This window comes from Arcticibacter eurypsychrophilus (genome assembly GCF_001730525.1).
GTDB classification, from domain to species: domain Bacteria; phylum Bacteroidota; class Bacteroidia; order Sphingobacteriales; family Sphingobacteriaceae; genus Arcticibacter; species Arcticibacter eurypsychrophilus.
In genome coordinates this window covers 1-25,880 of record NZ_MDFN01000023.1, presented here as the reverse complement: position 1 = coordinate 25,880, position 25,880 = coordinate 1, and the positions used below count along the sequence as shown (strand labels likewise).

Below are 25,880 nucleotides of genomic sequence, written 5' to 3'. Positions count from 1 at the left end.
TCAATAACCTGTATAAAGAGTCTGGAAGGCCATGCTTAATGAATTACCACTGCCAAATGACAAGGGCTAGATTTAATATTCGGTTAAACGCTATACAATGCCAATATATCTTCTCTAACTTGCATGAAAATAATTACTGAACAATGGAGCAGCTTCAAGCAGCCATTAACGCAATCTCAGCAGTTCCCAAGGCAGATTTTGATCTGCTTCAGTCTATTACTAAAGATTTTTCTGTCAAAAAAGGTAGTTATTTATTAGAACAAGGTGCAGTATGCAAATACATCTATTTTCTAAAGAGTGGTTTTTTCAGGATGTTTTATGTTGATTTGAACGTAAACGAAGTCAACTTCCGGTTTACTGCGGCGGATAACTTCCTGGTCGATTACCAAAGTTTCCTGACACAGCAGCCCCCTCGTTATTATTGGCAGGCGATGCAGGATGCAGAAATAACAGCATTTGCTTATGCCGATGTTCAGCGTCTTTACAGAGAATACCCTGCCTGGGAACATTTTGGAAGAATATGTCCGAGCGCGTATACATGCAGCTAAACGAGCGGGTTGAAATGTTTCAATTTATGTCTCCGGAGCAGCGTTATCAGCATTTATTGAATACCAGGCCTGAATTATTTAATCAAATCTCCCAGTTTCATCTCTCCTCATACCTTGGCATCAAACCAGAATCATTAAGCCGATTGCGCAAACGTCTTTTATACAAATAGTATTTCTTAACCGAAGTCAACGAAAAGTAGGAGTTGCCAGCCGTACTATTGTAAACACAAAAATAGAAAGACAATGATCAAATTCACGATTTTACTTGCCCGCCGTCAAGATATGAGCCATGAAGAATTTGTGGCCTATCACAAGAATAACCACGCACCTTTATTTTTCTCCTTACCCGAGGTGCAACAACATATACGCGAGTATGTGCAATGCCATAACATTCCTTTTACTATGCCAGGTTTACCACCTATTATTTACGATGGTATCACTGAATTATGGTTTGATGATGCAGATAAAATAGGGAACGTTTTTGGTGCTCAAAGCTATATGGAGCTCATCCGGCCAGATGAAGAGAAGTTTTTAGATCTACACGGCTGTAGCTTTTTAATTACTACTGAACACCAGGTTATTTAAATAAAATTTAGTTCGGAGAAACCTGAATCAGGCTATGATAAGAAAACAATGGCAACCGATATTCTGGAACTTGTACCGCAACTTGAATTAAGCAAAGTGTGAGATATAGAAGATTCAAAACACTATCAGCAATTGAGCATGCCTGTATTGGGAATTGGCAGTTATGTCAGTTATAACTTCATGAAAATGGGTATGCCTTGCGCAGCACAGGATGTAGAGGTAATAGGAATTTTAGATAGCGAGCATTACTTGTATGAGGAACAACCCGAACAAGTGGTCGATGCCGTTGTTAGCTTCCTAACCAAGTAGTCAGAAAAAAATAGAAAATGGGAAAAGCAATATTACTAGCCGGAGCTTCCGGTAATTTAGGAAACCGGATTTGCAGGGAATTAATGATCCGGGGAGCATCAGTAAGCGCTATCGTTCGAACCTCTACTGACCCCGAGAAAATAAACGTCCTTGTGAAAATGGGTGTTACGGTTATCCAGGTAGATTTAAATAGGCCGGATGAAATTGCTAAAGCATGTATCGGTATAGATTGCCTGGTGTCGGCACTGGCAGGTTTAGGCGATGTAATTGTGGATTTACAAAAGAGGATTCTGGACGGTGCTTTAGAAGCAGGTGTTCCCAGGTTTATTCCTTCCGACTTTTGTACCGATTACACTGATCTGGTACCAGGAGAGAACAGAAATTTTGATCTACGAAGAGAGTTTAAAGCCTATTTGAATAACACTTCAATAAAAGCATCCTCTATTTTTAATGGTGCCTTTGCCGATATCCTGAAATACAATACACCGGTTTTAAACCTGAAAGATAAGAGCATTGGTTACTTTGGTGACAACAAGGACTGGAAATTAGATTTCACTACCATGGATGATACAGCAGCCTTTACAGCTGAAGTGGCTCTGGATGATGACGCACCACGTAATTTACAGATTGCAAGTTTCCAAATCAGTCCCAATATGATATGGAATGATGTGAAAGAAGTAACGGGACAAGAATTTAGAATCTTTCAATTAGCAACCCTTGAAGACTTTGCGCAAAGTATTAAAAAACAAAGAGCCGACAACCCTGCTGGAGAAAATGAGTTATATGCAAAATGGCAGCAAAGTCAATATATGTATTCGATGTTTTCGACGCATCACTTAAAACTGGCCAATGATTGGTATAAGAATCTTACCTGGACAACAGGTTTAGAGTTTATCAAATCTTTTGTTAAATAAATAAGTTCCCCACCAAGTTAAGATAAATTTAAGACAAGCTAACATGGAAAGCATTACAAGCGCCCAAATACAACTAATGGAGAAAAATTACCGGATAAACCTAATAAACAGTTTAAACGGTTATAAATCACTTAACCTGCTGGGAACAATTAGTGCTGAGGGCATCACTAACCTTTGTATTGTCAGTTCTGTGTTTCATCTCGGTGCAAATCCGCCTTTACTAGGTATGGTGATACGGCCCGAGCGCGAGCACAATGATACACTTGGTAACATTAAATCCACAGGACAATACTCGCTAAATAACGTATTGCCAGAATGGTATATGCAGGCGCATCAAACGAGTGCCGGTTATCCATCTGGCGTATCAGAATTTGAAATCTGCGGCTTTGACGAGTATTATATTAACGGGTTCAATGCGCCTTTAGTTAAACAATCTACCGTCCGTGCAGGACTTGAACTGCGCGAAGTTTTGGATATGAAAGCTAACGGAACTACCATCGTAATAGGCGAAATCGTTCACATAGTAGCCGACGATTCCATGATAACCAGTGACGGTATGGTAGACCATATAAAGGCTGGAACCATGACTATAGCCGGCTTAGATACTTACTGCCTGCCTCAACTTGTTGGCCGTCTGGCTTATGCAAAGCCGGACGTAAAACCGCAAAAAGTAATTTAACAACGCCAAAACTTTAGTGATGGAGAAAGATCTAAGCACTTTTTATGCTATTAAATGGTTATATCTGCTTTGTGGCGACATATCATTAGATATATCTATTTACCAACTTCAGGTAATTCAAATTTAAAAGGCTGTTTGTTTTTATTTCCCAATTTATTAATCCTCAGCTAACATAAACTTTAATTGCCGGAAATATCTTTGGAGAGTTCTATTCTACCACTACTATATGATTCATTTATCTGATAAAGATCTGCTTTTGAGTTTATCTTTAGGAGACGAGCAAGCCTTTAAAACACTATTTGACAGATATTGGAAAAGCCTTTTTTCTTTCGTCCACCGCTTTACAAAAAGTGAAAGTGAAACTAAAGACATATTACAGGATGTATTCATGTATCTATGGAATAATAAAAACACCATCTATGCAAATGACTCCTTGTTGCCTTATTTGAAGGTTGTAGCAAGAAATAACGTAATGACCGCTTTCCGCAAAGATAAAATCAGGCTTGAAGGTGTGGATCTTCTTACGAGAACAATTCAAAATTTTGCAGCCAGCGATGATCAATTGCTTTTTAAAGAAGCGAAAAAGACAGTTGACACGGAATTGTTAAAAATGCATTTCAATATGAGGTCGTGTTTCCAGCTGAGCAGATTTGAAGATAAATCTATTCGGGAAATCGCGAAAGAACTTCAGCTATCTGAGCAGACTGTCCGGAACAATATTTCAGAGGCTTTACGCAGGTTACGTATACGTGTTTATCACAGTTCATCCCTAAATCTATATCTTCTACTTTCGTTTTTGATGTTTATAAGTTAATATAAGCTTAACAAGTTCTTAAAGTACATTTTAGCTTCTCAAACGCTAATGCTTATGTATGAAGAGCAAGGAATCTCAATTTGTAAAAAGGCTTTTTGAGCAATATCATGATCGTTCGATTCCCCAACATCAAAAAGAAATAATTGATGAATGGTTTGAAAACTATAAAGGTGATGGGAAAGCAGCTATTTTTGATCAGCCTGAAACGGAACAAAGAATCTATCAGGAATTAAGTGAGCGTTTGAGGCAGTCCACAAAACCTGCACCGGTATATCGCATGTGGCCAAATTCGCTATGGACGAAAGTAGCCTGCTCAATAGGCGTACTGTTTGTTTTTGGTGGTCTGTATTTATATACAAAAAGCAATCAAGCAACCAGTTTTAAGGAAACATTGAACGCCGTAACCACCACTAACGGACAGGTGAAGCAGATCATACTCGACGATGGAACACATATATGGCTTAATTCAGCTACCAGTATACGAGTTCCTGCATCTTTCAAAAACTTAAAGAATAGAATAGTGTACCTGGATAAAGGTGAAGCCTTTTTTGATGTAAAGCATGATCCTACTCATCCATTTAGTGTCATTTCCGGCAATTTAGAAACCAAAGATATTGGTACTTCTTTTTCAATACGAGCATACCATCCCGATCAGGAATACCGGGTTGGAGTAGCCTCCGGGATCGTAGATGTGTACACCATAGACGGATCCGGTAATCGTAATCCTGTTAGTAAAGGTATCTCCCAGGGCCAGGTATTGCTTTATAAACCAGTCAGTAAAAAAGTTACGCGCACTGAAAAGAATATCGGGCTGATGAACAGCTGGAAAAATGAAGGTTCTATTTACTTCGATGCAATGAATTTAGTGCAGATAGGCGAAGAGCTAGCGCGCCATTTCAACATTAAAGTGACTGTCTCAAATCCTGAGCTTGACGAAAATACCTATAGTATAAAGGCAGATAACCTCAACCTGAATGAGATGCTGCAACAGCTTACGGCAGTAACAAGTATCAGTTACAAACTGGAAAACAATCGTTTAACTATTAACCCCTCAAAAAAATCAAACATGAAATAACAGTAGCATTCAAAATAGCCGGAAGTGCGGGAACACTTCCGACTGTAAAACCTGGGCTGTAGCAGCCTGGCTTGTTCAATTAACTCTATAAAAATTAATTAATTAACTAAATATGCAGTTTTTTATTCATTTATTAAAAAAGGTTAACAAAAGAAATTCGATTAACCACCTCTTACTATCACTATTTATGTTCGTATTACTATCTGCAACGGGTAATACGGCTTACTCACAGTCTACGGATGCATCCATATCAGGATTGATCAAAGACGAGAAGGGTGAACCTTTACCTGGAGTAATCATTGCTATTCAGAACGCTTCAAATGGATTCCGATCTACCAGTATAACCAATGTTGAAGGACGGTATAGCTTTCGCCAATTGCCTTTAGGTAAGCAATACTTTGTTGAGGCATCCTACATTGGATTTAAAAAACAAGTGAAGAATGGATTATCCATTAACCAGGGCGACCGGCTTAATGTTGATTTCATCATGTCTGGAAATGCGACTGATTTAAATGAAGTCGTAGTGAAAGGTACTGTTTTAAGTAGCCGAAATGATCGGCTTGGTGGAAGTACTTCCATAAATTCACGTACGATTCAGCAAATACCAGCGCTAAACCGAAGCTTCACAAGTCTGCTGTCATTAGCTCCAACTGCCAACGGAGGTTCTGTAAGCGGCCAGTTGCCCTCATCGACCAATTATCTGATTGATGGTACCAGTGCGCGAAGTAATTTGACATCAGGTGCAGTAGGTAGCGGGCCTTATTCCCTATCTCTGGAGGCGATTCGTGAGTTTGAAGTATCAACGAATATTTATGATGTATCTCAGGGACGTGCTGGTGGTGGTACTGTAAGTGCCGTAACCAAATCGGGAACCAATACCTTTACCGGATCGGCATTTGATTATTACCGTTCCGATGATTTGGCTAGTCAATATGATATTCGTGGTAATAAACGTCAGCAAAACTTTACTACCAATCAGTATGGATTTAGTTTAGGAGGGCCTATCCTCAGAGATAAAATATTCTTCTTTACCGCGTTTGACCGTCAGAATCAGGCGGCACCCTTTAATGTTGCAGATATCCGATCTGATGCCGATGCTATATCGCTGCGTATAAGTAAAGGTATGCTGGATAGTGTCATCCAGATAGGACGTGATAAATATGGATTGAGCAGCAGTGCCCAGGTTGGTGAATTTCCAAGAAACACCATTGCCAATACTTTATTTGCTCGTATTGACTGGCAGATCAATGACAAGAACCGTTTAACCATTAGAAACAACTACAGCGACTGGAACAATCCCAATAGTACCGATGATAACTCAAATATTAACTTATTTGAGGTTTACGGGGATTTTAAATCCAGGGAAAATACAACACTGGCATCGTTGCGTACTCAATTTAGTCCCAATTTTCTAAATGAGCTGAAGGTGCAATACCAGACTGCCAAGCGTGATTATTTACCCAACAGCCAATTGCCAGTTGAAAACATTCCACGTGCTATTGTAACGGTAAGATCAACTTTGCCAAATGGTACATTAGGAAGTACCTCAGTTCAATTAGGTGGTCAGCGTTTTACACCGGAGAAAGGTTTGGAAAACCAATTACAACTGGTGAATACTAGTTATTTAACCAAAGGTAAGTACAACTTTACATTTGGTACGGATAACACATTGACTTATCTGGATAACTATATCTCAAATGAGCAAAATGGAAGGTTCATATTTAATAGTATCCAGGAGTTCAATGATTTAAACCCGACCCGGTTTGTCCGCGAAGTACCTATTAACGGAATTCCTTCTGTACAACAGTATGTTTTAAATCTGTCTGCTTTCGGTCAGGTACAATTTGAGCCCGTAACAAATGTAAGTGCCAGTTTTGGACTTCGCTGGGATTTAACCAGCTATCTGACTAAAGGAGAATACAACCCGATTGTTGATAATGCTTTAGGATTAAGAACTGATGCCAATCCTACAGACTGGAATAATTTTCAACCAAGAATGCAGTTTTCATGGGATGTAAAAGGTGAAAAGACGGATATTATCCGTTTGGGCGGAGGAATCTTCTCCTCAAATCCCGTTAATTATTCACAGGTTAATAATATCCAAAACACCGGAACCAAGGTGGCTTCTATAGATGTTACCCGTCCAGTTGCAGGTACTAACCTGGTGCCTGTACCTAATTTTCCCGCTTATCGTAATGATCCATCTACGGCACCCGGACTAATTGCAGGAGCACCTACCGTGTCTACTATCAATTTGAACGACCCAAATCTTCAGATCCCGAGTATTTATAAAGCCAATTTAAGCTATAACCATCTATTTGGTGATTGGTTGCGTTTAGGTGTTAACCTTTTAGTAAGCCATACCAGTAATAACTATGTTTATCTGGACCGCAACATGGCTGACCAGCCTTATTTCACACTTGCGAATGAGGCAAACCGTGGCGTATTTGTTCCGGCGAATACCATATCCGCATCTGGCGTTACCAATAACGTTAAAGGCAGAAAAACACAGTTAGTAGGCCGTACGCTGGAGTTAACTAATGGTGCAAAATTAAATCAAAAAGCCTTTGTTTTTGATGGAGACTATCGTTACTATAAAGATGGTTTCTTATCTTTCAGTTATACCTGGAATGATACGAAGGACAATACCTCTTACAATGGGAACGTAGCAAACACCTCTACTTTCCGTCCCATTAAGTCAGACCCAAGAGATTTAACTGAACTGAATTACTCGGATAACCAGTTCCGAAATAAGGTGGTTTTATATGGATCAACACCGACATGGAAAGGATTTTCTTTCAGTGGCCGGTTTTCAGGTAGCGGCGGTACACGCTTTTCACTAACCGTTGACGCTGATATCAATGGTGACTTCGTAGGTGGACCAAGTACAGATAATGACCTGGCCTTTGTTTTCGATCCCAACGATCCAAACACCAATGCAGCTGTCAAAGCTTCCATGGAAAAAGTGTTGAGCAATCCTGACAATCGCGCGAAAGACTATATCCAGAGTAGTTTAGGTAAAATAGCCAATCGTAACGGTGGAAGTAACCCTTTTTCGGGCACATTTGATGTTCGCCTTTCTAAAAGTATCAAAACATATGGAAGCCAGGCACTTACTATCACTGCTGATGTATTTAACTTTGCCAATTTGTTGAATAAACATAAGGGCGTTAATTATAACCTGGGCCAACAAACGCTATACACAGTAACGGGTTTCAACCAGGCTACCCAACAGTACAACTACCGTGTAAATGAGAACGTTGGGGTAACTACAGCAAACGGTACACCCTACCAGATTCAATTGGGTGCACGGTATTCATTCTAATAAACAAATTTCATGAGAAGATTATTTTTAGTATTATTTCTATTACCTATTTCGATTCAGCTTTCTGCACAGCAAAGTAAGTACGTGGTAATTATCAGCATTGACGGATTCAGACCTGATTTTTACAGGGAAGACAAGTGGGCCACACCAACTCTACACAAAATGTTAGAAGAAGGAGTGTCGGCTGACGGAGTTCGGGGTGTATTTCCAAGCGTTACCTACCCTTCGCACACGACCATCATTACCGGTGCCAAACCTATGAAACATGGCATCTACTATAATTCACCATTTGAGCCGGAAGGGTCAACTGGCCGATGGTATTGGGAAAGCAACCTGATAAAAGTGCCGACTTTATGGGATGCAGCAGCAAAGGCAGGACTAAAAACTGCCTCTGTATCATGGCCGGTATCATCAGGAGCCAAAGTGGATTACAACATTCCGGAAGTTTGGTCTTTAGACAAAAATCAGGATCGTGTAGCACCAGTGAGAGCGCTCTCTACTCCAAAGGGACTATTTGAGGAAATTGAGTTAAATGCTACCGGAAAACTCGATGCGCAAAAATTAAGCAGCGACTTTTCATCAGCTGATGAAAATGGAAGCCGGATGGTTGCTTACCTGATCGGGAAATATAAGCCAAACCTGCTTACATTTCACATCTTTGCTGTTGATCATGCAGAGCATGGCGATGGAAGGGATGGCGATCATGTGAGGAAAGCAGTAGCGGGTGCAGACCATGCCGTAAATAATATCATGGAAGCCATTGAGCAAGCTGGCATAAAAGACAGTACAACAGTAATTGTGACAGGAGATCATGGATTTGTGAATATCCACACCTCCGTATCCCCAAATGTATGGCTGGCACAAAACGGTTTGTATACCAAAACAAACGGGAAGCTAAACTGGAAAGCACAATTTCACACCTCAGGAGCCTCCGCTTTTTTGATGCTCAAAGATCCAAAGGATAGCAAAACGCTGGCACAGGTTCAGAAGATGCTTACTGCTTTGCCTGAATCTCAGAAAAAGTTGTTCCGTGTGGTTAATCGTGCCGAATTGGACCAGGTTGGCAGCGATCCAAATGCAGCACTCGCATTGGCACCTATTGAGGGCATATCCATGAGTTCCTCGCTAACAGGAAATGCCATTAAAGCGGCATCCGGTGGTACACATGGTTTTTATCCTGACTTTCAGCATATCCAAACAGGCCTTTTAGTATCTGGTGCAGGAGTTAAAAAGAATGTAACGCTGCCTTTGATCGGTCTTGAAGATATCGCTCCATTAGCAGCTAAATTATTAGGAATTGATTTTGATGCACCTGACGGTATTTTATACCCGGGAATATTGGTAACAAAATAACAAGTATAATTTTATACGATGCATCAGAAAACAGGCAGGGAAACTTGTCTGTTTTTTGATGTTTTATCAGTTTGACTTTTATAGGTAATACTAATTATGGCGTTTGATTGATGAAATACGGATTTCTTATATTTTGCATGGTATTCATTCTCCCTCATCAAATTGTTGGGCAGACAACTAAAAGTACGTTGTCGGGGATCATCTATGATCAAAATAAAAAGTTAGTCCAGGGAGCAACGGTACGCCTGTTTTATCAACCCACACAAACCCAATACGGCTGTTCCAGTAATGAATCAGGTCGGTTTTATCTACCCGATTTAAAGCCAGGCGGACCCTATGAAATCGAGGTTACCAGTACGGGATACACCGCATTCCACCAAAAAGATCTTTATTTCAGGTTTGATGAGCCCGAGCGCATCAATATTACCCTAAAAAACCCAGGAATTCAACTTCCAGAGGTAGTAATAAACTTGTTTAGGCCCGGTAAACCCCAAATCACTACACAGCAAACCGGACTGTCCACTCAGGTAGACCAAAAACTCTTAGGGAGTTTACCTGCTATTAAAAGAGGTATTCAGGATTATGTGCGTCTAAATCCACTTTCATTTGGCCCATCCATTGCCGGAGGCAATTACAGACAGAATTTTATTACCATTGATGGCTCTGAATTTAATAACAATTTCGGAGTAGGAGAGAATCTACCAGGAAACGGAGCGCAACCGGTATCACTTGACGCAATTGATCAACTATCTGTCAACGTAGCTCCCTATAATGCCATATGGGAGTCCGGATTTATCGGAAGTACCATTAATATCATCACCCGGTCGGGGAGTAATAAAACGCAGGCATCTGTATACCGGTTTTTTCGTAATCAGAATAGTTACGGAAATCAGGTTGCCGACCAATCTTTCGACAAAAGAAAACTGTCTTACCATCAGGACGGCATCCGAATAGGCGGACCTATCCTGCGAAACAAGCTATTTTATTTTTTAAGCCTTGAAACCGAGCGTGAGCAGTATAACCCGCAACCCTATATAGCCGCTACCATTGCAACACCATATGGAAGCAGTACAAACATTTCAAGGCCCCAGGCTACCGAACTCAATGAAATTGACCAATACTTACGCAATACCTACCAATATGATCCTGGCACTTATAGTAATTATGATTTTCAAAACAAGAGCACAAAAATATTAGGCAGATTAGATTGGAACATCGCTGCTAATAATACATTTAGCATTCGCTATAACCAATTAAGAAGCGGGCGACCTGAACTCGTAAACGGATCACGAAGCCCTTTAACCGCTTTTCCGGTTGGAGTAGGCAGAAGAAATAATAACGCGCTACCCTTTAGTAATTCCAATTTTAGTACCAAGTCTAATTTTTATTCTATTGCTGCCGAATGGAATAAACTTTTAACCGCAAATAGCTCCAATACACTTAGAGCCTCTTATACCAAGCAATATGAACCTCGCAAATCGGATAGTAAATCCTTTCCTTTTGTCGATATTTTAAAAGATGGCGTTCCATTCACTTCTTTTGGATTAGAGCCTTTTACTTATGGAAACAGCCGTAATGTGAATCTGCTATCGGTGATGGATTACGTCAACTTTAGTCAAAGCCGGAATACCTGGTTAGCAGGTGTTAAAATTGATTACAGTAGCACAACTAACACGTACATGCCATTTGGAACTGGTTACTATACATTTGCCTCATGGGATGATTTCGTTAGCGGACAAAAGCCCGTAGATTATGCACTTACATACTCTACCAATCCGGAAATACAACAGCCTGTTTATAGCTTTAAATATGCAAACCTGGCTGTTTTTGCGCAGAATAGTATTATGCTGGGAAAACACTCCAGTTTAACTGCAGGGATTCGTGTAGACCTACCCTGGTATCCAAAGTCGCTTGCAGAAAACACAAATCTAGCCGCACTAACCTTTGCGGAAGGTCAGCAAGTGCATACCTCTGAGTTACCCCAGGCATCTCTTTTAATATCCCCGAGAATCGGAGTCTCCATTAATCTGAACGAAAACGGAACAATCCGCTTTAGAGGAGGTACCGGCATCTTCACTGGAAGGATTCCATTTGTGTGGATCATCAGCCAGGCCAGATATTCAGGCTTGTCGCAAATTACACAAACCTGGCAGGGAAAGGAAAATACACCCGGGATCTTCAATCCTGATCCATCGGCCTATGTGCCAGCTGATCTGACCGCTCAAAGCTTGAAATTACCCTCTATAACCAGTGTATTAGATAAAGATTTTAAAATGCCTCAAACCTGGAAAAGCAGTGCCGGTCTTGATTTGCTGGTATCCAAAGGCTTGAAGTTCAAAATAGATGTACTCTACAATAAAGATATTCATGCCATTACTTTTAAGGATATCAATCTTGAAGCCGCTCAATATTTAAATATTGCCGGCTATCCGGATAACAGGCTTGTATATCCAACTGATATCAAAGACCGGTTTATCAATAACCTGAATAGTTCAGGTTTAGCCGATTTAAATGGGAACTCTCCGTTGAATGTAGTGAAAGTAAGCAATGTATCAAAGGGGTATTACTGGTCCATGACTGAGCAGCTTGAAAAGAAAATATCAAATACCCTCGTGATTTCAGTGGCTTATAGTAGGAGCATGGCGAAGAATTTGAATGACGGAGATGGCGACCAAACCCTTTCGGCTCTAAATGCCACGCCTAGTGTGAATGGCAATAACCAAAGCCAATTAGGATCTGCGGGTTATGTAGTCCCCCACAGAATAGTGGCTTACCTTAACTTCCATAAAGTATATCTTAAAAAGTTCAAAGTTGGTGCTGCCTTAGTTTACCAGGGATCTTATAGCGGGCGATTTTCCTATACCTATTCGCGTGATTTCATTCATGACGGTGCGAACAAGGCCTTGATCTATGTACCTAAAGATGTTTCGGAAATTTCATTTGTTGATTTAACGATTAATCGACCAAGCCTTGTTACTTATACCGCATCGCAGCAAAGTGAGGCCTTTTTTAAATATATCGATCAGGATAAATACCTGCGTACACGTAAAGGGAAATATGCAGAAAGGAATGGAGCATTGATGCCTTGGCGCAATCAGTGGGATATTAAGCTGACACATGATTTTGTTTTAGGTGATCATAAAGCGCAGCAGTCTATTCAGTTGTCATGGGATGTTTTGAATGTGGGTAATTTACTGAACCAAAACTGGGGAATAAGGAAAATTGTTCAGGCTAGTGCTCTGCTAGTTCCTGCAAATTTAGGTTCCGTTTTGCCAAATGGGACCGTTAAGCCGACATTTCAATTGGCCACAACAAGTGGCAACCTGATTAGCGAAACTTTTGTAAATGATGTGAGTAGTAACTCGACTTATATGATGCAATTTGGGATCAGGTATATTTTTAATTGACTTAAACCCATTCAAACATTGATCGTTAGCATCTAAAAATGTCCTAAAATCTGAACTAATTTATGGAGTTGTACCTGCTCATTCGATACCGTTGATAGCATTTGTAATAAGTTTAATATTAGTCTTTGTAATATTATGTTTTTGCGCCAGACCAGTCCAATGTGCTAAAGAACTTTTCGTTTGTTCAATAACTTCATCTATCAGCTTCCTTGTTAACTTTGATTCCTGTCCAAGTTTCACTAAATGGCTGGTTTTAGGATTTCTACCTTCACCCATGACCATTGTGCTTTGTTCTCCACTCGGGCCACTTGAAAAAGTAAGATCATACCCGGGAGCTAACTTCCATTCGCCATTTTCATCCATTAGAAAACTGAAATTTTTAGCGTGATCATCCCGGTTATGTGCTAATACATTGAAAACAGCGAGGCGAAACATTTTTTCGACTTCACGAATATCCTTGGTTAGAGCAGCAGTCAGATTGAGCAAATCTTCATAATCCAGGGATGGTGTTCTAAAATCACTATGCAATAAGCCACTTGCAGTATGCATATGCAACCGTTTATTACCATCTCTGTCAAATCGTTTCACGCCAAAATAACCAGCGCCCTTGTGTGATGGGAATAAGTGTACTTCTGGCATGATCATGCCTGCCTCCTTTGCCATTAAAGCATAGACATACTCAATTGCACCGGCATCATGACCGTCCAGTGAATTTGAAAATTTGACCAGCCAGGGTTCTAATTCTTCGTTAAGTTTCTTTGCGCCATAAGTGATCTGCTTACGATCAGGAGTTACGGCAATAAGAGCTTTCGGACGAGCACCTGCAGATGATCCGTTCAAAGCCAATAATTCTTTGATGACTTCTTCCGAGCTACCTTGTAACACTTCTTCTGTCTGTGAGGCCAGATTATCGAGGTCTATAAATTCCTGGCTATCTGAAGGACTATGATCAGGTTCATAAACCAATGCCCCCATACCAGATAAGCCCACATGCGCCAGCCGATCCAACTGAGATTGGCTGTGAGGCAAGATACCTTGCGATCTTAGTAGCCGGTCAAAAAGCAATCGCCCCCAACCATCGGGCAAACTATCGCTAAACACACCCGGGAGCCCCTCAAACGGACGTTGAGGTAATTCAATAACGCCTCTTTGCAATGGCATCCGGAATGGAGATATTTCCATGCCCTTTTGAATGAATGCATTGTCATATTCAAAATAAATAATGTGGTCGCGAATGGCCAGCCGCCCCACAGCCTGAATTTCTGAACCAAAGTCTAAGCCAACCCTCAATTCTATAATTGGTTGTGTCATTTTTTACGCCCTCTTTTTCTGGATATGGTATCTGTATCTTTCAATACCTCATCTATTGACGTAAAATTAGGCTTTGATGGTTTCAATACCTCGATTATTTCTTCTATGCCACCAGTAACCATCAGAAGCTTTAAAAAGGATCCTATGGAGATTGCACCTTTCTGCTCAAATTTGCGCAGCGTTGCAAGGGGCACACCCGAGCGTTCTGCCAAACCTTCCTGGGTTAACTCCATAGATAGTCGTCTGGCTCGAATATGATCAGCTAATTTTAGCTGAGCTTTTGATAGAGAAATAAGTGATATCATTGTAGTAGTAATCTATGAAGTATAACCAGTAATAATACTATAGTATCACAAAGCTAATCATTTGAATTATAAAAAGACTAATTAACCCTCCACCAATTATACCATAATGAGGCATAAGCCAAGACGCCCAATATGCCTTGGATATAGTATAGTGTCTTATTATTCCGGAGTATTGAGAGAATATTACTGTTTCTGCTCTGAATTCAAATTGGCCATATACAAGAGGACTTGTTTTTATACATAAGAATTGATAAGTTTAATTATTATTAAACCATGCACGGATATTTAATGGAATTATGAAATCTAAATCGCGTATTCTTCTCTCATTAATACTTTTCTTCATGGCTTTTTCGGCCTCCCCGCAATCTGTGGATCAATTTAATGGCACCCAGGCAGAACGTGATTCCCTTAAAAATACTAGTATTGCAATTCGTGCTGCTTTTTCTAAAGGAAATTTAGATCGTATTTTGGCGTTTCACCACCCAGATGTAATTAAAGCTACCAGCTACCAAAGCTATCAAACCGGCAGAGAAAGCCTTAGGCCAGGTTTAAAAGGGACATTGGATAACTTCCACTTGGAATTTGTTGAAAATAATACGGAAAGTCTTCTCATAAATGGCAATACCGCTATTGAGCAAACCTTATTTACAATTAAAGGCACTCCAAAGGGAAATGGTCAGCCATTTATTTTTAAAGGCCGCTCAATGATTGTCTACGTAAAGTACAAAGAAAGCCCCACTGGCTGGGCGACCATCAGAGAAATGATACAACCAGCGACAGAGAACTAATAGTACAAAAATGAATCATCTAAATGCCTCAGTCAGGCTTTGCTTTACCTTTTTATGCGTACTGCTTTTATCTCTTACTTCATTGCAGGTCAAAGCCCAGCTGTTCAACCAGGATAGTCTAAAACTCATTTCCCGCCAGTTTATCTTCACTGAAGGCCCTGCGGTAAATAAAAAGGGCGATGTTTATTTTACTGATCAACCGAACAACCAAATCTGGAAATATGACACGAACGGGAAACTTTCATTGTTTATGAATAAAGCCGGCCGAGCAAATGGTACCTATTTTGATAAACAGGACCAACTGCTGGTTTGTGCCGATGAAAACAATGAGTTATGGTCTGTTAGTAAAAATAAAAAGGTAAAAGTACTGCTGTCAGCTGTAGATGGCAAGAAACTGAACGGGCCTAATGACCTTTGGGTTGATGCTAAAGGTGGGATCTATTTTACAGATCCTTATTACCAGCGTGATTACTGGACAAGGAAAAAGCCGGAAATTGAGGGACAGAAGGTCTATTACCTGTCGCCCGGTAAACAAGCTAAGGTAAGAGTGGTGGCGGAAGATGTAACCAAGCCAAATGGTATCGTAGGCTCAGCAGATGGTAAATACCTGTATGTTGCAGATATTCAGCGGAACAAAATATACCGTTACACCATCGGTAAAAACGGCGGTCTCAGTGGCCAGACGCAGATCATTAACCAGGGTGCTGATGGAATGACAATTGACAGCAGGGGAAATCTCTATCTTGCGGGCAATGGCGTTACTATATTTAATCCGGAAGGCGTACAAATTGGTCATATTGTGGTAAAAGAGCCATGGACAGCCAATGTTTGTTTTGGCGGGAAAAACCGTTCATATCTCTTCATTACTGCTTCAACCGCGATTTATACGATTGCAATGCAGGTAAAGGGAATAGAATAAGAAACTGTGAAATAGTTTAAGTTTAAAAAGGGATCATTTTCTTATACAATGTAAGAATACACTTTTCATGAATTCGTTTTTTTAATTTGTCATTTCTGAATCAAATAAAAGTTGTACTGATCGTTCCAACCCGATGTTGCGACGCTACTAAAGCTCTTTGCATGATCATTCTGAAATAGCTTTCTATCTTAGGAATCTCAGTAAAAACTATAATCCGGTCGCTTTCAGTTAATAAGAGCAATTCTGATTCTTCTATAGCCTGGATGTAACATGAAGACGGTTTCTTGAATAAAAGACTATCCTGATCAGCAATCCACCAGTTTTCAATTCCAAAGTGCAGGGTTTGTTCATTCAACTTTTTATTGATAAAGAACTGCCTTAAACAGCCTTTTACAACAAAGTAGTTTCCCTGGCAGATCTTTCCTGGTTCTAACAGGAATTCTTTTTTATTAAGCTTTATGAGTGTGAGCCTATCACAAAGAAACTGCTCTTCTTCCAATATTAGCTGAAGATATCTTTTTATGTGATTTAATAACTCCGTGTACATAAATCAAAAATACGGTTTGAAAATTACTTTCAAAGGGAGTGAAGATGTTGGAGTTGATATAATTGGTACCTAGGATTAAACGAGGTCGAATCAGGTAGATACCAGCTGGATATCTCAAATGCATCAAATTCGCAATTGGCAGCTTTAATTATCGTTTAGCCCTCGCCTCGAGGTGAGCGTAGTGTGTGCAAGCAGCGAGCGAGCAGCGTTCCGCTTATAGAGACCTTCCCATCGCTATTCGTCGCTGTCTTGAATGCTTGCTCTATTTAGAACCTTATACTGGTAATGCGCAAAATCGAGAAAAATCCGACGTGGTTGAGAAGAGTTTGGAAGATTTCGCTCAACAATCGTCCGTCTTAGTTAGCCTAGGTAGTTTCGTTTCAGCAGAACGATCAATACACGATCTTATCTGATTAAACTAGTATTATAAGTATGGGACGAATTAAGAATGGCGCAAATGGCGCATTTTCAGGAAAAGTAGGCAGCGTAATTGGGAGCAGCTGGCGGGATATCGATTACATGAAGGGACATTCCAAACGATCATCTAAAAAACCATCAGAAAGTCAGAGCGAGATCCGTCGTAATTTCGGCCTGCTTTCAGAGTTCTTGGGATTGCTTCGGCCTGTAATAGATCAGGGATTCAAGAATCAGAATACAGGGAAAGCGACAACATTGAACTTAGCGATTCAAGCAAATTATGGGGTATTTGAGGATCTCGAAGCAGATTGCCTGCCTGACTATTCCAGGATTATTTTGAGTAAGGGAAAAGTGGTAGGAAAACCAGCGGGGTGTAAACTTTTAGCACTGGAAGAGGGTGTTATGCGGATCACTTGGGAAATGTATGGATTTTCGGCCATTGAAAGAGGGGTAGATCAGGCAATTCTGGTTCTCTATTGCCCTGCATTGAAGGAATCTATTGTTATAGCGGATCAGTATGTACGTCAGGACCAAACAGCTGATGTAGGTCTTCCGGAACGTTGGTATGGAAAAGTTATATGTGTCTATATGTTCATGACATCTATGGAGGATAATAATTCGGATTCAGTTTTCATTGGATACTTTACTAATTAAATCATGGCCATATTCAAGAATAACCGCTATTCCGGTAAAATGGGAGGTCTTACTTATTATGTTGATCAGTTCGGCAATCAGTGTACCCGTGCACTTCCGAGTCGTTCAGCTGCACCAAGCGATAAACAACTGTGTAGCAGGCTGAAATTTAAAATGGCCATGAATTTTCTGCAACCCATTCGAGCTTTGGTTATTAAATCGTGGCATGGAGATTCACATAAGAGTGGTCTGCCTTTTGATGCGTCCTTAGGCATGATGATTAAACAGGCTGTTGAGGGTGAATATCCGGATTTGTATGTTAACTACTCCAGGGTGCAAATAAGCCGTGGAATGATGGACCGACCATTGAACCTTAAGTTTGTAATGGAGAACGATGAAGCTGTGCTGACTTGGGAAAATAATTCTTTCATCTGCAAAGCCTCTTCTCCGGATGATATCCTTCAGTTTGTGCTGGTAAATGAGGCAAAGGAGAGTAAAATGGTGTTTGAACAAAAGGCCTTAAGGGGCGATTTGAGTTTGAGGCTTGCGCTTCCTGCAACGTTTGGGAACGATGAGTTACATGGCTTCTTTTTTTTTGTCAACCATAATTTTAAGGAGGCATCGGCAACTACCTATTTGAGATATGTTCCATCCGAAACTTTAATATAAATGCTTGCCTTGAAATTATATCATCTCTACGCATAATTGGGGATTGTTAATGTCTTAACTATGTGTTAAATTTGTTATATACTGAGAGTCTAAGTTGCTCTGGCAGTTGACTTTCCATTTAATTTTTATTCAAAAGGCGATTAGGATTCTATTGTTTCATCTCTAACCTCAAGCACTTAACTCATTATGAAAAAGCTATTCTTAATTCTTTTAGCTGGAACATTGTTTTCCTGCAGTAACAAGCAAAAAGCTGCTGATGGGGCAATGAAAGATACCACCGCAAGTGCGGCACTCGACTATCCATACACTATTAAACAACCGGATAATTGGGAAATGGGTAGTACAGCTAATACTCTGGTTGCCTTAAAAGCATTGAAAGCCTGGGAAACTGGAAAGATGGATGAATCAATGCAGTATTTTGCAGACTCGGTGTATTTGGAGTTCGACAGACTAGATAAGAAAATGCCGAAAGACAGCGTGAAAGTATTGCTTAGTGATATATGGAGTGATTTCAAAAGTTTGAATTTGAAAATGCAGGATTGGGAGTCTGTGATTTCAAAGGATAAAGAAAAGGAGTGGGTAACCGTTTGGTATATACAGAGTTGGGAAGATGCAAAAGGAGTAAGAGATTCTATGGCGGTTGTTAATGATTTTCAGCTAAAGGACAGCAAAATTATGAGGTTTAGTGAATACACGAGGATCTTTCATTAAATAAAGGGAAGAGAAGATCAGCTGCGGACTTAATCTCTTCTTTATTTCCGTAAGAGTCCAACACGAGTTAAACGAATTTGCCGTATAGTTTTTTGTTGGATATAGCGGTTGTGCAGGACCATGCCGCCAATTATGCCGATCAGGCTGCCAATTACAATATCAAGCGCGCGAGCCTGCACCAGCTCATTACTATTAAAAACGGTAACACCGCGGCTAAGTTCAGCCAGGAATACGGATAAGGGGGTTATGAAAACGGCGGCAAGACCATAATGTCTGGTCACCAGCATTTCAATGATGAATTGCAGGATTAACAGGCAGATACAAATTTCCAAAAGGGAGAAGTTGAATTGAATCAGGATCCATGTAAGGCCCATCCCGATCAGTGTTCCTGAGATCCTGTGAATGCTTCGCTGCCATACGTGCGTTACGCTGACACCCTGCATGATGGCACAACAGGAAACGGGGATCCATTAGGGATTGTCCAGTTTGAAATAGTGTCCAATTAAGAGGGAAAGCGTGATGAAGATCCCAATGATAGCGGATTCGGTGAGATTGGCGTAATCTTGTTTCCTCTTCTGAATGGCACTTACTTGTGACGGGTGTTTTTGAGTGATATATAGGCTGTAAAAAAAAGCGAGGATGCAGGCCAGGATGGTGCCGGCAGCAATCAGGCCTATTTTTGTCGGGACATTAACCAGATCAAAGGGCATACAACTGGCCATAGACGCGATCATGATGAAAAAGAAACTTCCCGGGGGATGCATTTTGAAATAGCTGGTTACCCAGTTGAGGCCCAAAGCGTAAAGTCCAAGAATACCCGCTGAAAGATAGGGGTTAAAGCTGAAGCTGATTCCGACGGCAAAACTGATGATGAAGCCGAATGAGCAAAGCATTAAAGTCAACATCCTGTTTTCCAGGTTGGTGGATGGCATGTATAAGATGACCAAACCGCCAAGGCAGGCAAGTACGCCATAGTCGATGCGGCCTGTGTAATAGCCGATTAGTAGGGGGAGACCTGTGCAAAGTGAAGCCAATACCGGGATATGCCAGAGGCGCTCTGTCTTTTTGAGTGTGAATAAAAGGTTGAGCTCTCTTAGTAGTATTGTTTTAAAATCTTGGGGCATATGGGATCAATAGTGTCTTGTAATGTAATACAGCGTTTTTTCGGCAGGTGTTTTACGCTGGTACAAATGTACGACAGTTCAATTTACACTCCTAGTTATTGTGCATTCAATTTCTCTTATTGCTTATTTCTAACGAAATTGGGCAGGAATTTATTGAGATGAAAAAGATAGTCATATTAACAGGTGCTGGTGTAAGTGCAGAAAGTGGATTGAAGACTTTTCGGGATTCTGATGGGCTTTGGGAAGGATATAATGTGGAGGAGGTCTGTACTGCGGATGCATGGAGACGGAATCCGGTATTGGTTCAGACGTTTTACAATGACAGGAGAAAGGCGATAATTGATGCCTGGCCTAATGCTGCGCATATTGCGCTGGTTCGTTTGCAGGAAAAGTATGATGTTCAGATAATTACTCAAAATATAGATGACTTGCATGAAAGGGCAGGGTCGTTACATGTTACTCATTTGCATGGGCTGATTACCAGGTCGCAGTCTAGTTTGAATGCGGAAAAGACGTATCCGTTGGATGGCTGGGAGATTAAAATGGGTGAGGTTTGTGAGGATGGCTCTCAGCTAAGGCCGCATGTGGTGTTTTTTGGGGAGGCTGTTCCGATGCTTGAGAAGGCAATTGAGATTTGTGAACAGGCTGATATTTTTGCTGTTATTGGAACTAGTTTGGCTGTTTATCCGGCTGCGGGGTTAGTTGATTATGTGCCGAAGGGGATTGTTAAGTATATTGTTGATCCTAATGTGCCTTTTGGGAAGGGGAAGGGGTTTATTAGTATTCAAGAGAAGGCGACTGTGGGAGTGGTTGAGATGGTGAGGGAGTTGATGGGGGAGGCTCTGTAATTTAAATCAAGAGTGCTTATATTAAATTTTGACTACAGGCAAAATAATTTTGGGTGCTCAAATGTCACTAGTACCTATAGAAGACAAATATTTAAAACCCAATATAAGCTTAAGGAAATTTTCTTACCAGAAGCAAATTATAGAAATTGAAGCAATGAGCGTAAATAAATCAATTGACTACAATTGAGCTGTATATAAGGTCAGTAGACATTGATATTCTTAAATTTTATTTATGACTTTCCAGATTTCAATTTATCCATTACCAATGCGTCCATATACTCCCTAATCGATTATGAATAATCAAACTCCTGATATTCTTTATAAATATACATCTTGGTCCGGCGATATATCTGATCCTAAAACAGATATTTTATTTAAGAATATCTTTTGGTTTTCGAATCCAGTCGATTTTAATGATCCATTTGATTGTATGTTACCAGTACTATTTGATGAATCTTATTATAGAACTAGGCAATTTTACAATGATTGGTTTAAAGCAATGGTTAAAATTGGGAAAGAAAACCTAACACCGCAAGAAATAGATATGAAAGTTGAAGAGATTTTGTTAAAACCAAATAGTATTATTTTTTCAACTGATATCATGACGGATAGTATCCGATGTATTATTAATAGCAAAACACGGATTTCATGTTTTACTTCTGAAAATAATAATTTATTAATGTGGTCACACTATGCTGATTGCTATAGGGGGGTATGCTTGGGATTTGAGACAACACAAATCAATGATTCCTATTTAGTAATGTTAGAAGAGGTTAAGTATTCTGAAAATTTTCCAAAATTAAAAAGCTTAACCAATATTCCTTTGTTAACCACTAAATCTACCTATTGGAAATACGAAAAGGAATTCAGACTAATTAATATAGGAGGTTACAATAAAATAGAGTTTGATCAGACTGCACTCAAAGAAGTGATTATTGGGTTTAAGATGGATAAAGCAATAAAAGCCGCCTTGGTCGAACATTTGCGAAATGCTGTACCTCAATGTATTATATCTCAGGCATCGCCTAGTGAACGGAGATTTGAAATAGAAATAAAAGTGTTGTGATTTAATTTACACGAAAATAAACTTTTTCAAAATTAACTCTTCTCACAATTAAGAAAACTGTAATATTGTACTATAATTTAAGCGGTAAAACCACTTAAATAAATATAAAACCTTACCTAAATCGACAAATGGCCAAATTTTTAAATACGACAGGAGTATCATATCACTTAGAAGACCTTATAAAGGGAACCAAAGATAGATTAATACTGATTAGCCCATATCTGCAGTTTAACGATAGAATTAAAGAACACTTGAATAATTTAAACATTCAGAAACGCGATATAAGAATTGTTTATAGAGAAAACAAACTCCATGTAGATGAAAATAATTGGTTAGAAAGTCAGATTGGCGTAAGGACTAGTATATGTAAGAACTTACATGCAAAGTGCTATATAAATGAGAATGAGGCTATAATCACCTCAATGAATTTATATGAATTTTCACAGCAAAATAATAATGAGATGGGTATCTATATCTCTAAAATTCAGGACCCAGATTTATACAGTTCGGCTATGGAGGAAGCTCAGCGCCTTTTGACTATTAGTGAAGAAATAAGAGTCACAGTGAAAAAGGTTAGCTCTGAAAGTTCATTCCGCTCAGATAAGAAAAGCAGCGACGAGAAAACACTTGTCAGTAAAAGTTTAAACAACTTAAATGGATTTTGCATTCGTACGGGTTTATCAATACCTTTTAATATCGAGAAACCAATGAATTATGACTCTTTTAAGTCTTGGAGTAAATTTGGTGATCCAACTTATCCGGAAAAGTTCTGTCACTTTACTGGTGAGAAGTCGAATGGAGAAACATCTGTTCAAAGGCCAATAATGAAAAAAAATTGGAAACGGGCATCTGAGGTGTGTAAGCTATAATGAACCTTTAAATTGAAATATTAGTGATAGTTGAAATGGAAGAAGTTGTGAAATATATAGATAGCTACTTAACGAGAACTAAGGTTAATGGTATTGCTCCTGTGAATCAAACTCATATATAAATTTAAGTATGCTCTCACCACACATCTGTTCTGCTATCAAAAATCAATTTTCTATTTTAATTCTGCTAATTTATCGTAAGATGTTTTTATATGGAATTCGTAATTAAAAACTGCAATAACATCGATGAGGGTAAGATTATTCTAACAAAGAATATTCTAAATATCAGATATGGAATTAATGGTACGGGAAAAAGTACAATTTCCAAAGCAATTAAATTTGGATCAGAAGACCAATCACAACTTGTTCAACTCACACCGTTCAAGCTGATTGACACAGATACCACAGTTATACCAGAAGTAATTTGTCCGGAGGAAATCAATACTGTATTGATTTTTAATGAAGAATACCTTAACCAGTTCTTGTATAAAGAAGATGAGCTGATTGCCAATAGTTATGAAATTTTCATCAGGACTGTAGAATATCAAGGGTACACGGATCAGATTGATAATCTGTTAAAGGAGATTAAAGATGTGTTCTCGAAAAATAATGAGCTTGATACTATCATCCAAGATTTTGAGGGATTATCTAAAAGCTTTGCTATGACTCAGTCCGGTTTATCCAAGTCCTCACCCTTGGTAAAAGGATTGAAAGATGGGAATAGGATACATAATATTCCAATAGAGCTCAATGGCTATTCTAAACTTATCAAGGATAAGAGCTGTGTTAGCTGGCTAGGATGGCAGGTTCAGGGTGAGCAATTTCTGAGCATATCAGATGATTGCCCATATTGCACTTCTTCTACCAAAGATAAAAAGGAAATTATACATAGTATTTCAAAAGTTTATGACAGAACTGTTATTAAGAACTTCAGTATCATCCTCGACGCACTAAAGAATCTCGGCGATTACTTTTCCAAAACTGCCAATGAAACTCTTAAAATTATTACTGAAAAACAGAGCGGTCTAGAGAAAGCAGAAGAAGACTATATTATAGAAATCAAAAAGCAGATAGACAATCTTTTAGGGAAATTAAAAGCACTAAAGTATATTTCTCCTATTTCGTTTGCAGAGGATGCAAAAGTTTCAGAGATTTTGAATGGATTAAAAATTAACCTTGATCTTTTCGATAGGTTTAAGTCTGCAAAGACATCCGAAATTTTGATTTCCTTGAACAATTCACTTGACCAAGTACTTAAAAAAGTTGGAATGTTACAGGGAGAGATTAATAAGCAAAAAAGTTTACTTAAAAAGCTAATTGAAAATCACAAGAAAAATATAAACGAATTTTTGCAGAACGCTGGCTACAAATATCAGGTCGAGATTATAAATAATAAAAAAAAGGACTATAAGTTGATTCTGCGACATAAAGATTCGACTAAGATATTAAATGGAGGTAAGCAGCATTTAAGTTTTGGTGAAAAAAATGCATTTTCATTAGTTCTTTTTATGTACGAGGCTCTTTATAAAAAACCAGAACTTATTATTTTGGATGATCCAATTTCCTCCTTCGATAAAAACAAAAAATATGCGATTATGCATATGCTGTTTGGGAAGCAACTGCATAAGGAAAATATTCGAAACAAAACCGTTCTTTTACTAACCCACGACCTTGACCCGGTTATTGATACTGTAAAAGTTATAAAAGAATACTCCTCAATCTGCGAGGCCAAATATATTTACATTGATTCTGGTAACCTCAAAGAGAAACCAATTACAAAAACAGATCTATTAACTTTTGCCCAGATTTGCAAGAAAGCGCTTCAGTCAGATATTAGTGAAATTATTAAACTTATTTATTTAAGACGTAACTACGAAATAATCGATGATCTTGGTGATGAGTATCAAATACTATCAAACCTATTTCACAAAAGGGGGTTAGCGGACCTAAAAGATATGAGGAAAGCTATTGGCAATGATCTATTGGAGGATGCCGATTTTCAAAATGGTAGCGTGAACATTAGGGTTTTCATCCCAGATTTTGATTATTGTGAAAGTCTAGTTAGAATAGATAACCCAAATCATCTTTACCAGATTTACGATTTGGCTGAGAACAACTATGTGCGTATAAATATTTTTCGATTAATTTATGAAGATCAATTGGAAGAGATTCCAAATGTGCTTAGGAAATTCATTAACGAATCATATCATATTGAAAATGAATTGATTTGTCAACTAAATCCTAATGATTATGATTTGGTGCCTAGTTTCATTATTGATGAGTGTACGAAATACATTGAGGAAAAAAGAAATGTTTAATGAATCATTTTTTCAAAGAATCGGCTTTCCTAGAGAATAATTACATTCCCGTTAAATCCCGCAGTGCTGTCGTATGACATTTGCTAGAATATTTGCAGTCACACCTACTGAAATCTTTTTATCTGCAATAGAACTGATAGTTGTTATACTATGATGGCAAAGCTGGGATTTAATTTAAAAATAATTTTTATTTAGTTTTTTTGTTTTCGTTTTGTTACATGGCTATTCGTTTTATTTCAAATTCCAAATTATTTCACATACTTTCTTGCGGATAATTGAGAAATGTATAGTGCATTTAGGAAACTTGGAAATCAGAGTGGTCGAGTAGGTAAGGGGAATTTCACCC

24 protein-coding genes are annotated in these 25,880 nt (G+C 39.1%); 19 read left to right on the top strand and 5 right to left on the bottom strand.

Annotated elements, in window-relative coordinates; translation table 11 throughout:
• Nucleotides 1-143 precede the first annotated feature (143 nt).
• From BFL47_RS13190 to BFL47_RS13150, 10 genes are all read left to right on the top strand, one after another.
• Nucleotides 144-548: a Crp/Fnr family transcriptional regulator gene (locus tag BFL47_RS13190; protein ID WP_245681370.1), complete on the top strand. Its 405-nt coding sequence runs from the start codon at nt 144-146 to the stop codon at nt 546-548.
• A gap of 243 nt (nt 549-791) precedes the next feature.
• Entirely contained in the window at nt 792-1,133 is a 342-nt protein-coding gene (locus BFL47_RS13185; RefSeq protein WP_069660268.1) for an EthD domain-containing protein, read from the top strand.
• Between the two features lie 138 nt (nt 1,134-1,271).
• Nucleotides 1,272-1,442, top strand: coding sequence for a hypothetical protein (locus BFL47_RS19810; protein WP_170827322.1), 171 nt, complete (start codon nt 1,272-1,274; stop codon nt 1,440-1,442).
• Nucleotides 1,443-1,459: 17 nt separating this feature from the next.
• On the top strand, nt 1,460-2,356 hold the full coding sequence (locus BFL47_RS13180; RefSeq protein ID WP_069660267.1) for an NmrA family NAD(P)-binding protein: 897 nt from the start codon (nt 1,460-1,462) through the stop codon (nt 2,354-2,356).
• 43 nt (nt 2,357-2,399) lie between these two features.
• On the top strand, nt 2,400-3,035 hold the full coding sequence (locus tag BFL47_RS13175) for a flavin reductase family protein (protein WP_069660266.1): 636 nt from the start codon (nt 2,400-2,402) through the stop codon (nt 3,033-3,035).
• 226 nt (nt 3,036-3,261) lie between these two features.
• Entirely contained in the window at nt 3,262-3,849 is a 588-nt protein-coding gene (locus tag BFL47_RS13170; RefSeq protein WP_069660265.1) for an RNA polymerase sigma factor, read from the top strand.
• 58 nt (nt 3,850-3,907) lie between these two features.
• The gene (locus BFL47_RS13165; protein ID WP_069660264.1) at nt 3,908-4,924 is read left to right on the top strand and encodes a FecR family protein; all 1,017 of its coding nucleotides are present in this window, start codon (nt 3,908-3,910) and stop codon (nt 4,922-4,924) included.
• A 187-nt stretch (nt 4,925-5,111) separates the two neighbouring features.
• Nucleotides 5,112-8,249, top strand: coding sequence for a TonB-dependent receptor (locus BFL47_RS13160; RefSeq protein ID WP_245681369.1), 3,138 nt, complete (start codon nt 5,112-5,114; stop codon nt 8,247-8,249).
• 12 nt (nt 8,250-8,261) lie between these two features.
• A complete protein-coding gene (locus BFL47_RS13155) occupies nt 8,262-9,602 on the top strand; it encodes an alkaline phosphatase family protein (RefSeq protein ID WP_069660262.1) in 1,341 nt (446 codons plus the stop codon).
• Between the two features lie 137 nt (nt 9,603-9,739).
• Nucleotides 9,740-13,009: a TonB-dependent receptor gene (locus BFL47_RS13150; RefSeq protein ID WP_170827321.1), complete on the top strand. Its 3,270-nt coding sequence runs from the start codon at nt 9,740-9,742 to the stop codon at nt 13,007-13,009.
• A gap of 78 nt (nt 13,010-13,087) precedes the next feature.
• Here BFL47_RS13150 and BFL47_RS13145 read toward each other — a convergent pair whose 3' ends face one another.
• The gene (locus BFL47_RS13145) at nt 13,088-14,299 is read right to left on the bottom strand and encodes a type II toxin-antitoxin system HipA family toxin (protein WP_211480968.1); all 1,212 of its coding nucleotides are present in this window, start codon (nt 14,297-14,299) and stop codon (nt 13,088-13,090) included.
• A 17-nt stretch (nt 14,300-14,316) separates the two neighbouring features.
• Nucleotides 14,317-14,625 (bottom strand): helix-turn-helix domain-containing protein, encoded by a 309-nt coding sequence (locus tag BFL47_RS13140; protein ID WP_069660259.1) that lies wholly within the window; start codon nt 14,623-14,625, stop codon nt 14,317-14,319.
• 296 nt (nt 14,626-14,921) lie between these two features.
• Between BFL47_RS13140 and BFL47_RS13135 the strand changes: the two genes are divergently transcribed.
• Nucleotides 14,922-15,413: a YybH family protein gene (locus tag BFL47_RS13135; RefSeq protein WP_139125821.1), complete on the top strand. Its 492-nt coding sequence runs from the start codon at nt 14,922-14,924 to the stop codon at nt 15,411-15,413.
• Between the two features lie 10 nt (nt 15,414-15,423).
• A complete protein-coding gene (locus BFL47_RS13130) occupies nt 15,424-16,332 on the top strand; it encodes an SMP-30/gluconolactonase/LRE family protein (RefSeq protein ID WP_069660257.1) in 909 nt (302 codons plus the stop codon).
• 100 nt (nt 16,333-16,432) lie between these two features.
• Here the strand turns inward: BFL47_RS13130 and BFL47_RS13125 are convergent, their stop codons facing one another.
• On the bottom strand, nt 16,433-16,879 hold the full coding sequence (locus BFL47_RS13125; protein WP_083257169.1) for a Crp/Fnr family transcriptional regulator: 447 nt from the start codon (nt 16,877-16,879) through the stop codon (nt 16,433-16,435).
• A gap of 432 nt (nt 16,880-17,311) precedes the next feature.
• Here BFL47_RS13125 and BFL47_RS13120 point away from each other — a divergent pair, with 432 nt between their 5' ends.
• The 3 genes from BFL47_RS13120 (at nt 17,312) to BFL47_RS13110 (ending at nt 19,309) form a co-directional block, all read left to right on the top strand.
• A complete protein-coding gene (locus BFL47_RS13120) occupies nt 17,312-17,950 on the top strand; it encodes a DUF6266 family protein (protein WP_069660256.1) in 639 nt (212 codons plus the stop codon).
• Nucleotides 17,951-17,953: 3 nt separating this feature from the next.
• The gene (locus BFL47_RS13115; RefSeq protein ID WP_069660255.1) at nt 17,954-18,598 is read left to right on the top strand and encodes a DUF6266 family protein; all 645 of its coding nucleotides are present in this window, start codon (nt 17,954-17,956) and stop codon (nt 18,596-18,598) included.
• 186 nt (nt 18,599-18,784) lie between these two features.
• Nucleotides 18,785-19,309 (top strand): hypothetical protein, encoded by a 525-nt coding sequence (locus BFL47_RS13110; protein ID WP_069660254.1) that lies wholly within the window; start codon nt 18,785-18,787, stop codon nt 19,307-19,309.
• Nucleotides 19,310-19,350: 41 nt separating this feature from the next.
• Here the strand turns inward: BFL47_RS13110 and BFL47_RS20250 are convergent, their stop codons facing one another.
• A complete protein-coding gene (locus tag BFL47_RS20250) occupies nt 19,351-19,776 on the bottom strand; it encodes an FUSC family protein (RefSeq protein WP_262482893.1) in 426 nt (141 codons plus the stop codon).
• Between the two features lie 3 nt (nt 19,777-19,779).
• Nucleotides 19,780-20,433: a hypothetical protein gene (locus BFL47_RS20245; RefSeq protein ID WP_245681367.1), complete on the bottom strand. Its 654-nt coding sequence runs from the start codon at nt 20,431-20,433 to the stop codon at nt 19,780-19,782.
• Nucleotides 20,434-20,591: 158 nt separating this feature from the next.
• Here BFL47_RS20245 and BFL47_RS13100 point away from each other — a divergent pair, with 158 nt between their 5' ends.
• The 4 genes from BFL47_RS13100 (at nt 20,592) to BFL47_RS13085 (ending at nt 25,534) form a co-directional block, all read left to right on the top strand.
• Complete coding sequence (locus BFL47_RS13100; protein WP_069660311.1) at nt 20,592-21,281, top strand: SIR2 family NAD-dependent protein deacylase; 690 nt, start codon at nt 20,592-20,594, stop codon at nt 21,279-21,281.
• Nucleotides 21,282-21,573: 292 nt separating this feature from the next.
• Nucleotides 21,574-22,347 (top strand): DUF2971 domain-containing protein, encoded by a 774-nt coding sequence (locus tag BFL47_RS13095; RefSeq protein WP_069660253.1) that lies wholly within the window; start codon nt 21,574-21,576, stop codon nt 22,345-22,347.
• A 128-nt stretch (nt 22,348-22,475) separates the two neighbouring features.
• Nucleotides 22,476-23,216 carry a phospholipase D family protein gene (locus tag BFL47_RS13090; RefSeq protein ID WP_069660252.1) on the top strand — a complete coding sequence of 247 codons (741 nt, stop codon included), beginning with the start codon at nt 22,476-22,478 and terminating at the stop codon, nt 23,214-23,216.
• A 212-nt stretch (nt 23,217-23,428) separates the two neighbouring features.
• Nucleotides 23,429-25,534 carry an AAA family ATPase gene (locus tag BFL47_RS13085; RefSeq protein ID WP_069660251.1) on the top strand — a complete coding sequence of 702 codons (2,106 nt, stop codon included), beginning with the start codon at nt 23,429-23,431 and terminating at the stop codon, nt 25,532-25,534.
• Nucleotides 25,535-25,880 lie beyond the last annotated feature (346 nt).

Coding starts and splice junctions, on each gene's coding strand:
- BFL47_RS13165 (WP_069660264.1), top strand. CDS start 3,908: ATGAAGAGCAAGGAATCTCAATTTGTAAAAAGGCTTTTTGAGCAATAT.
- BFL47_RS13175 (WP_069660266.1), top strand. CDS start 2,400: ATGGAAAGCATTACAAGCGCCCAAATACAACTAATGGAGAAAAATTAC.
- BFL47_RS13130 (WP_069660257.1), top strand. CDS start 15,424: ATGAATCATCTAAATGCCTCAGTCAGGCTTTGCTTTACCTTTTTATGC.
- BFL47_RS13095 (WP_069660253.1), top strand. CDS start 21,574: ATGAATAATCAAACTCCTGATATTCTTTATAAATATACATCTTGGTCC.
- BFL47_RS13140 (WP_069660259.1), bottom strand. CDS start 14,625: ATGATATCACTTATTTCTCTATCAAAAGCTCAGCTAAAATTAGCTGAT.
- BFL47_RS20245 (WP_245681367.1), bottom strand. CDS start 20,433: ATGCCCCAAGATTTTAAAACAATACTACTAAGAGAGCTCAACCTTTTA.
- BFL47_RS13180 (WP_069660267.1), top strand. CDS start 1,460: ATGGGAAAAGCAATATTACTAGCCGGAGCTTCCGGTAATTTAGGAAAC.
- BFL47_RS13190 (WP_245681370.1), top strand. CDS start 144: ATGGAGCAGCTTCAAGCAGCCATTAACGCAATCTCAGCAGTTCCCAAG.
- BFL47_RS13085 (WP_069660251.1), top strand. CDS start 23,429: ATGGAATTCGTAATTAAAAACTGCAATAACATCGATGAGGGTAAGATT.
- BFL47_RS13090 (WP_069660252.1), top strand. CDS start 22,476: ATGGCCAAATTTTTAAATACGACAGGAGTATCATATCACTTAGAAGAC.
- BFL47_RS13170 (WP_069660265.1), top strand. CDS start 3,262: ATGATTCATTTATCTGATAAAGATCTGCTTTTGAGTTTATCTTTAGGA.
- BFL47_RS19810 (WP_170827322.1), top strand. CDS start 1,272: ATGCCTGTATTGGGAATTGGCAGTTATGTCAGTTATAACTTCATGAAA.
- BFL47_RS13160 (WP_245681369.1), top strand. CDS start 5,112: ATGTTCGTATTACTATCTGCAACGGGTAATACGGCTTACTCACAGTCT.
- BFL47_RS13115 (WP_069660255.1), top strand. CDS start 17,954: ATGGCCATATTCAAGAATAACCGCTATTCCGGTAAAATGGGAGGTCTT.
- BFL47_RS13150 (WP_170827321.1), top strand. CDS start 9,740: ATGGTATTCATTCTCCCTCATCAAATTGTTGGGCAGACAACTAAAAGT.
- BFL47_RS13100 (WP_069660311.1), top strand. CDS start 20,592: ATGAAAAAGATAGTCATATTAACAGGTGCTGGTGTAAGTGCAGAAAGT.
- BFL47_RS13110 (WP_069660254.1), top strand. CDS start 18,785: ATGAAAAAGCTATTCTTAATTCTTTTAGCTGGAACATTGTTTTCCTGC.
- BFL47_RS13125 (WP_083257169.1), bottom strand. CDS start 16,879: ATGTACACGGAGTTATTAAATCACATAAAAAGATATCTTCAGCTAATA.
- BFL47_RS13155 (WP_069660262.1), top strand. CDS start 8,262: ATGAGAAGATTATTTTTAGTATTATTTCTATTACCTATTTCGATTCAG.
- BFL47_RS13135 (WP_139125821.1), top strand. CDS start 14,922: ATGAAATCTAAATCGCGTATTCTTCTCTCATTAATACTTTTCTTCATG.
- BFL47_RS13185 (WP_069660268.1), top strand. CDS start 792: ATGATCAAATTCACGATTTTACTTGCCCGCCGTCAAGATATGAGCCAT.
- BFL47_RS13120 (WP_069660256.1), top strand. CDS start 17,312: ATGGGACGAATTAAGAATGGCGCAAATGGCGCATTTTCAGGAAAAGTA.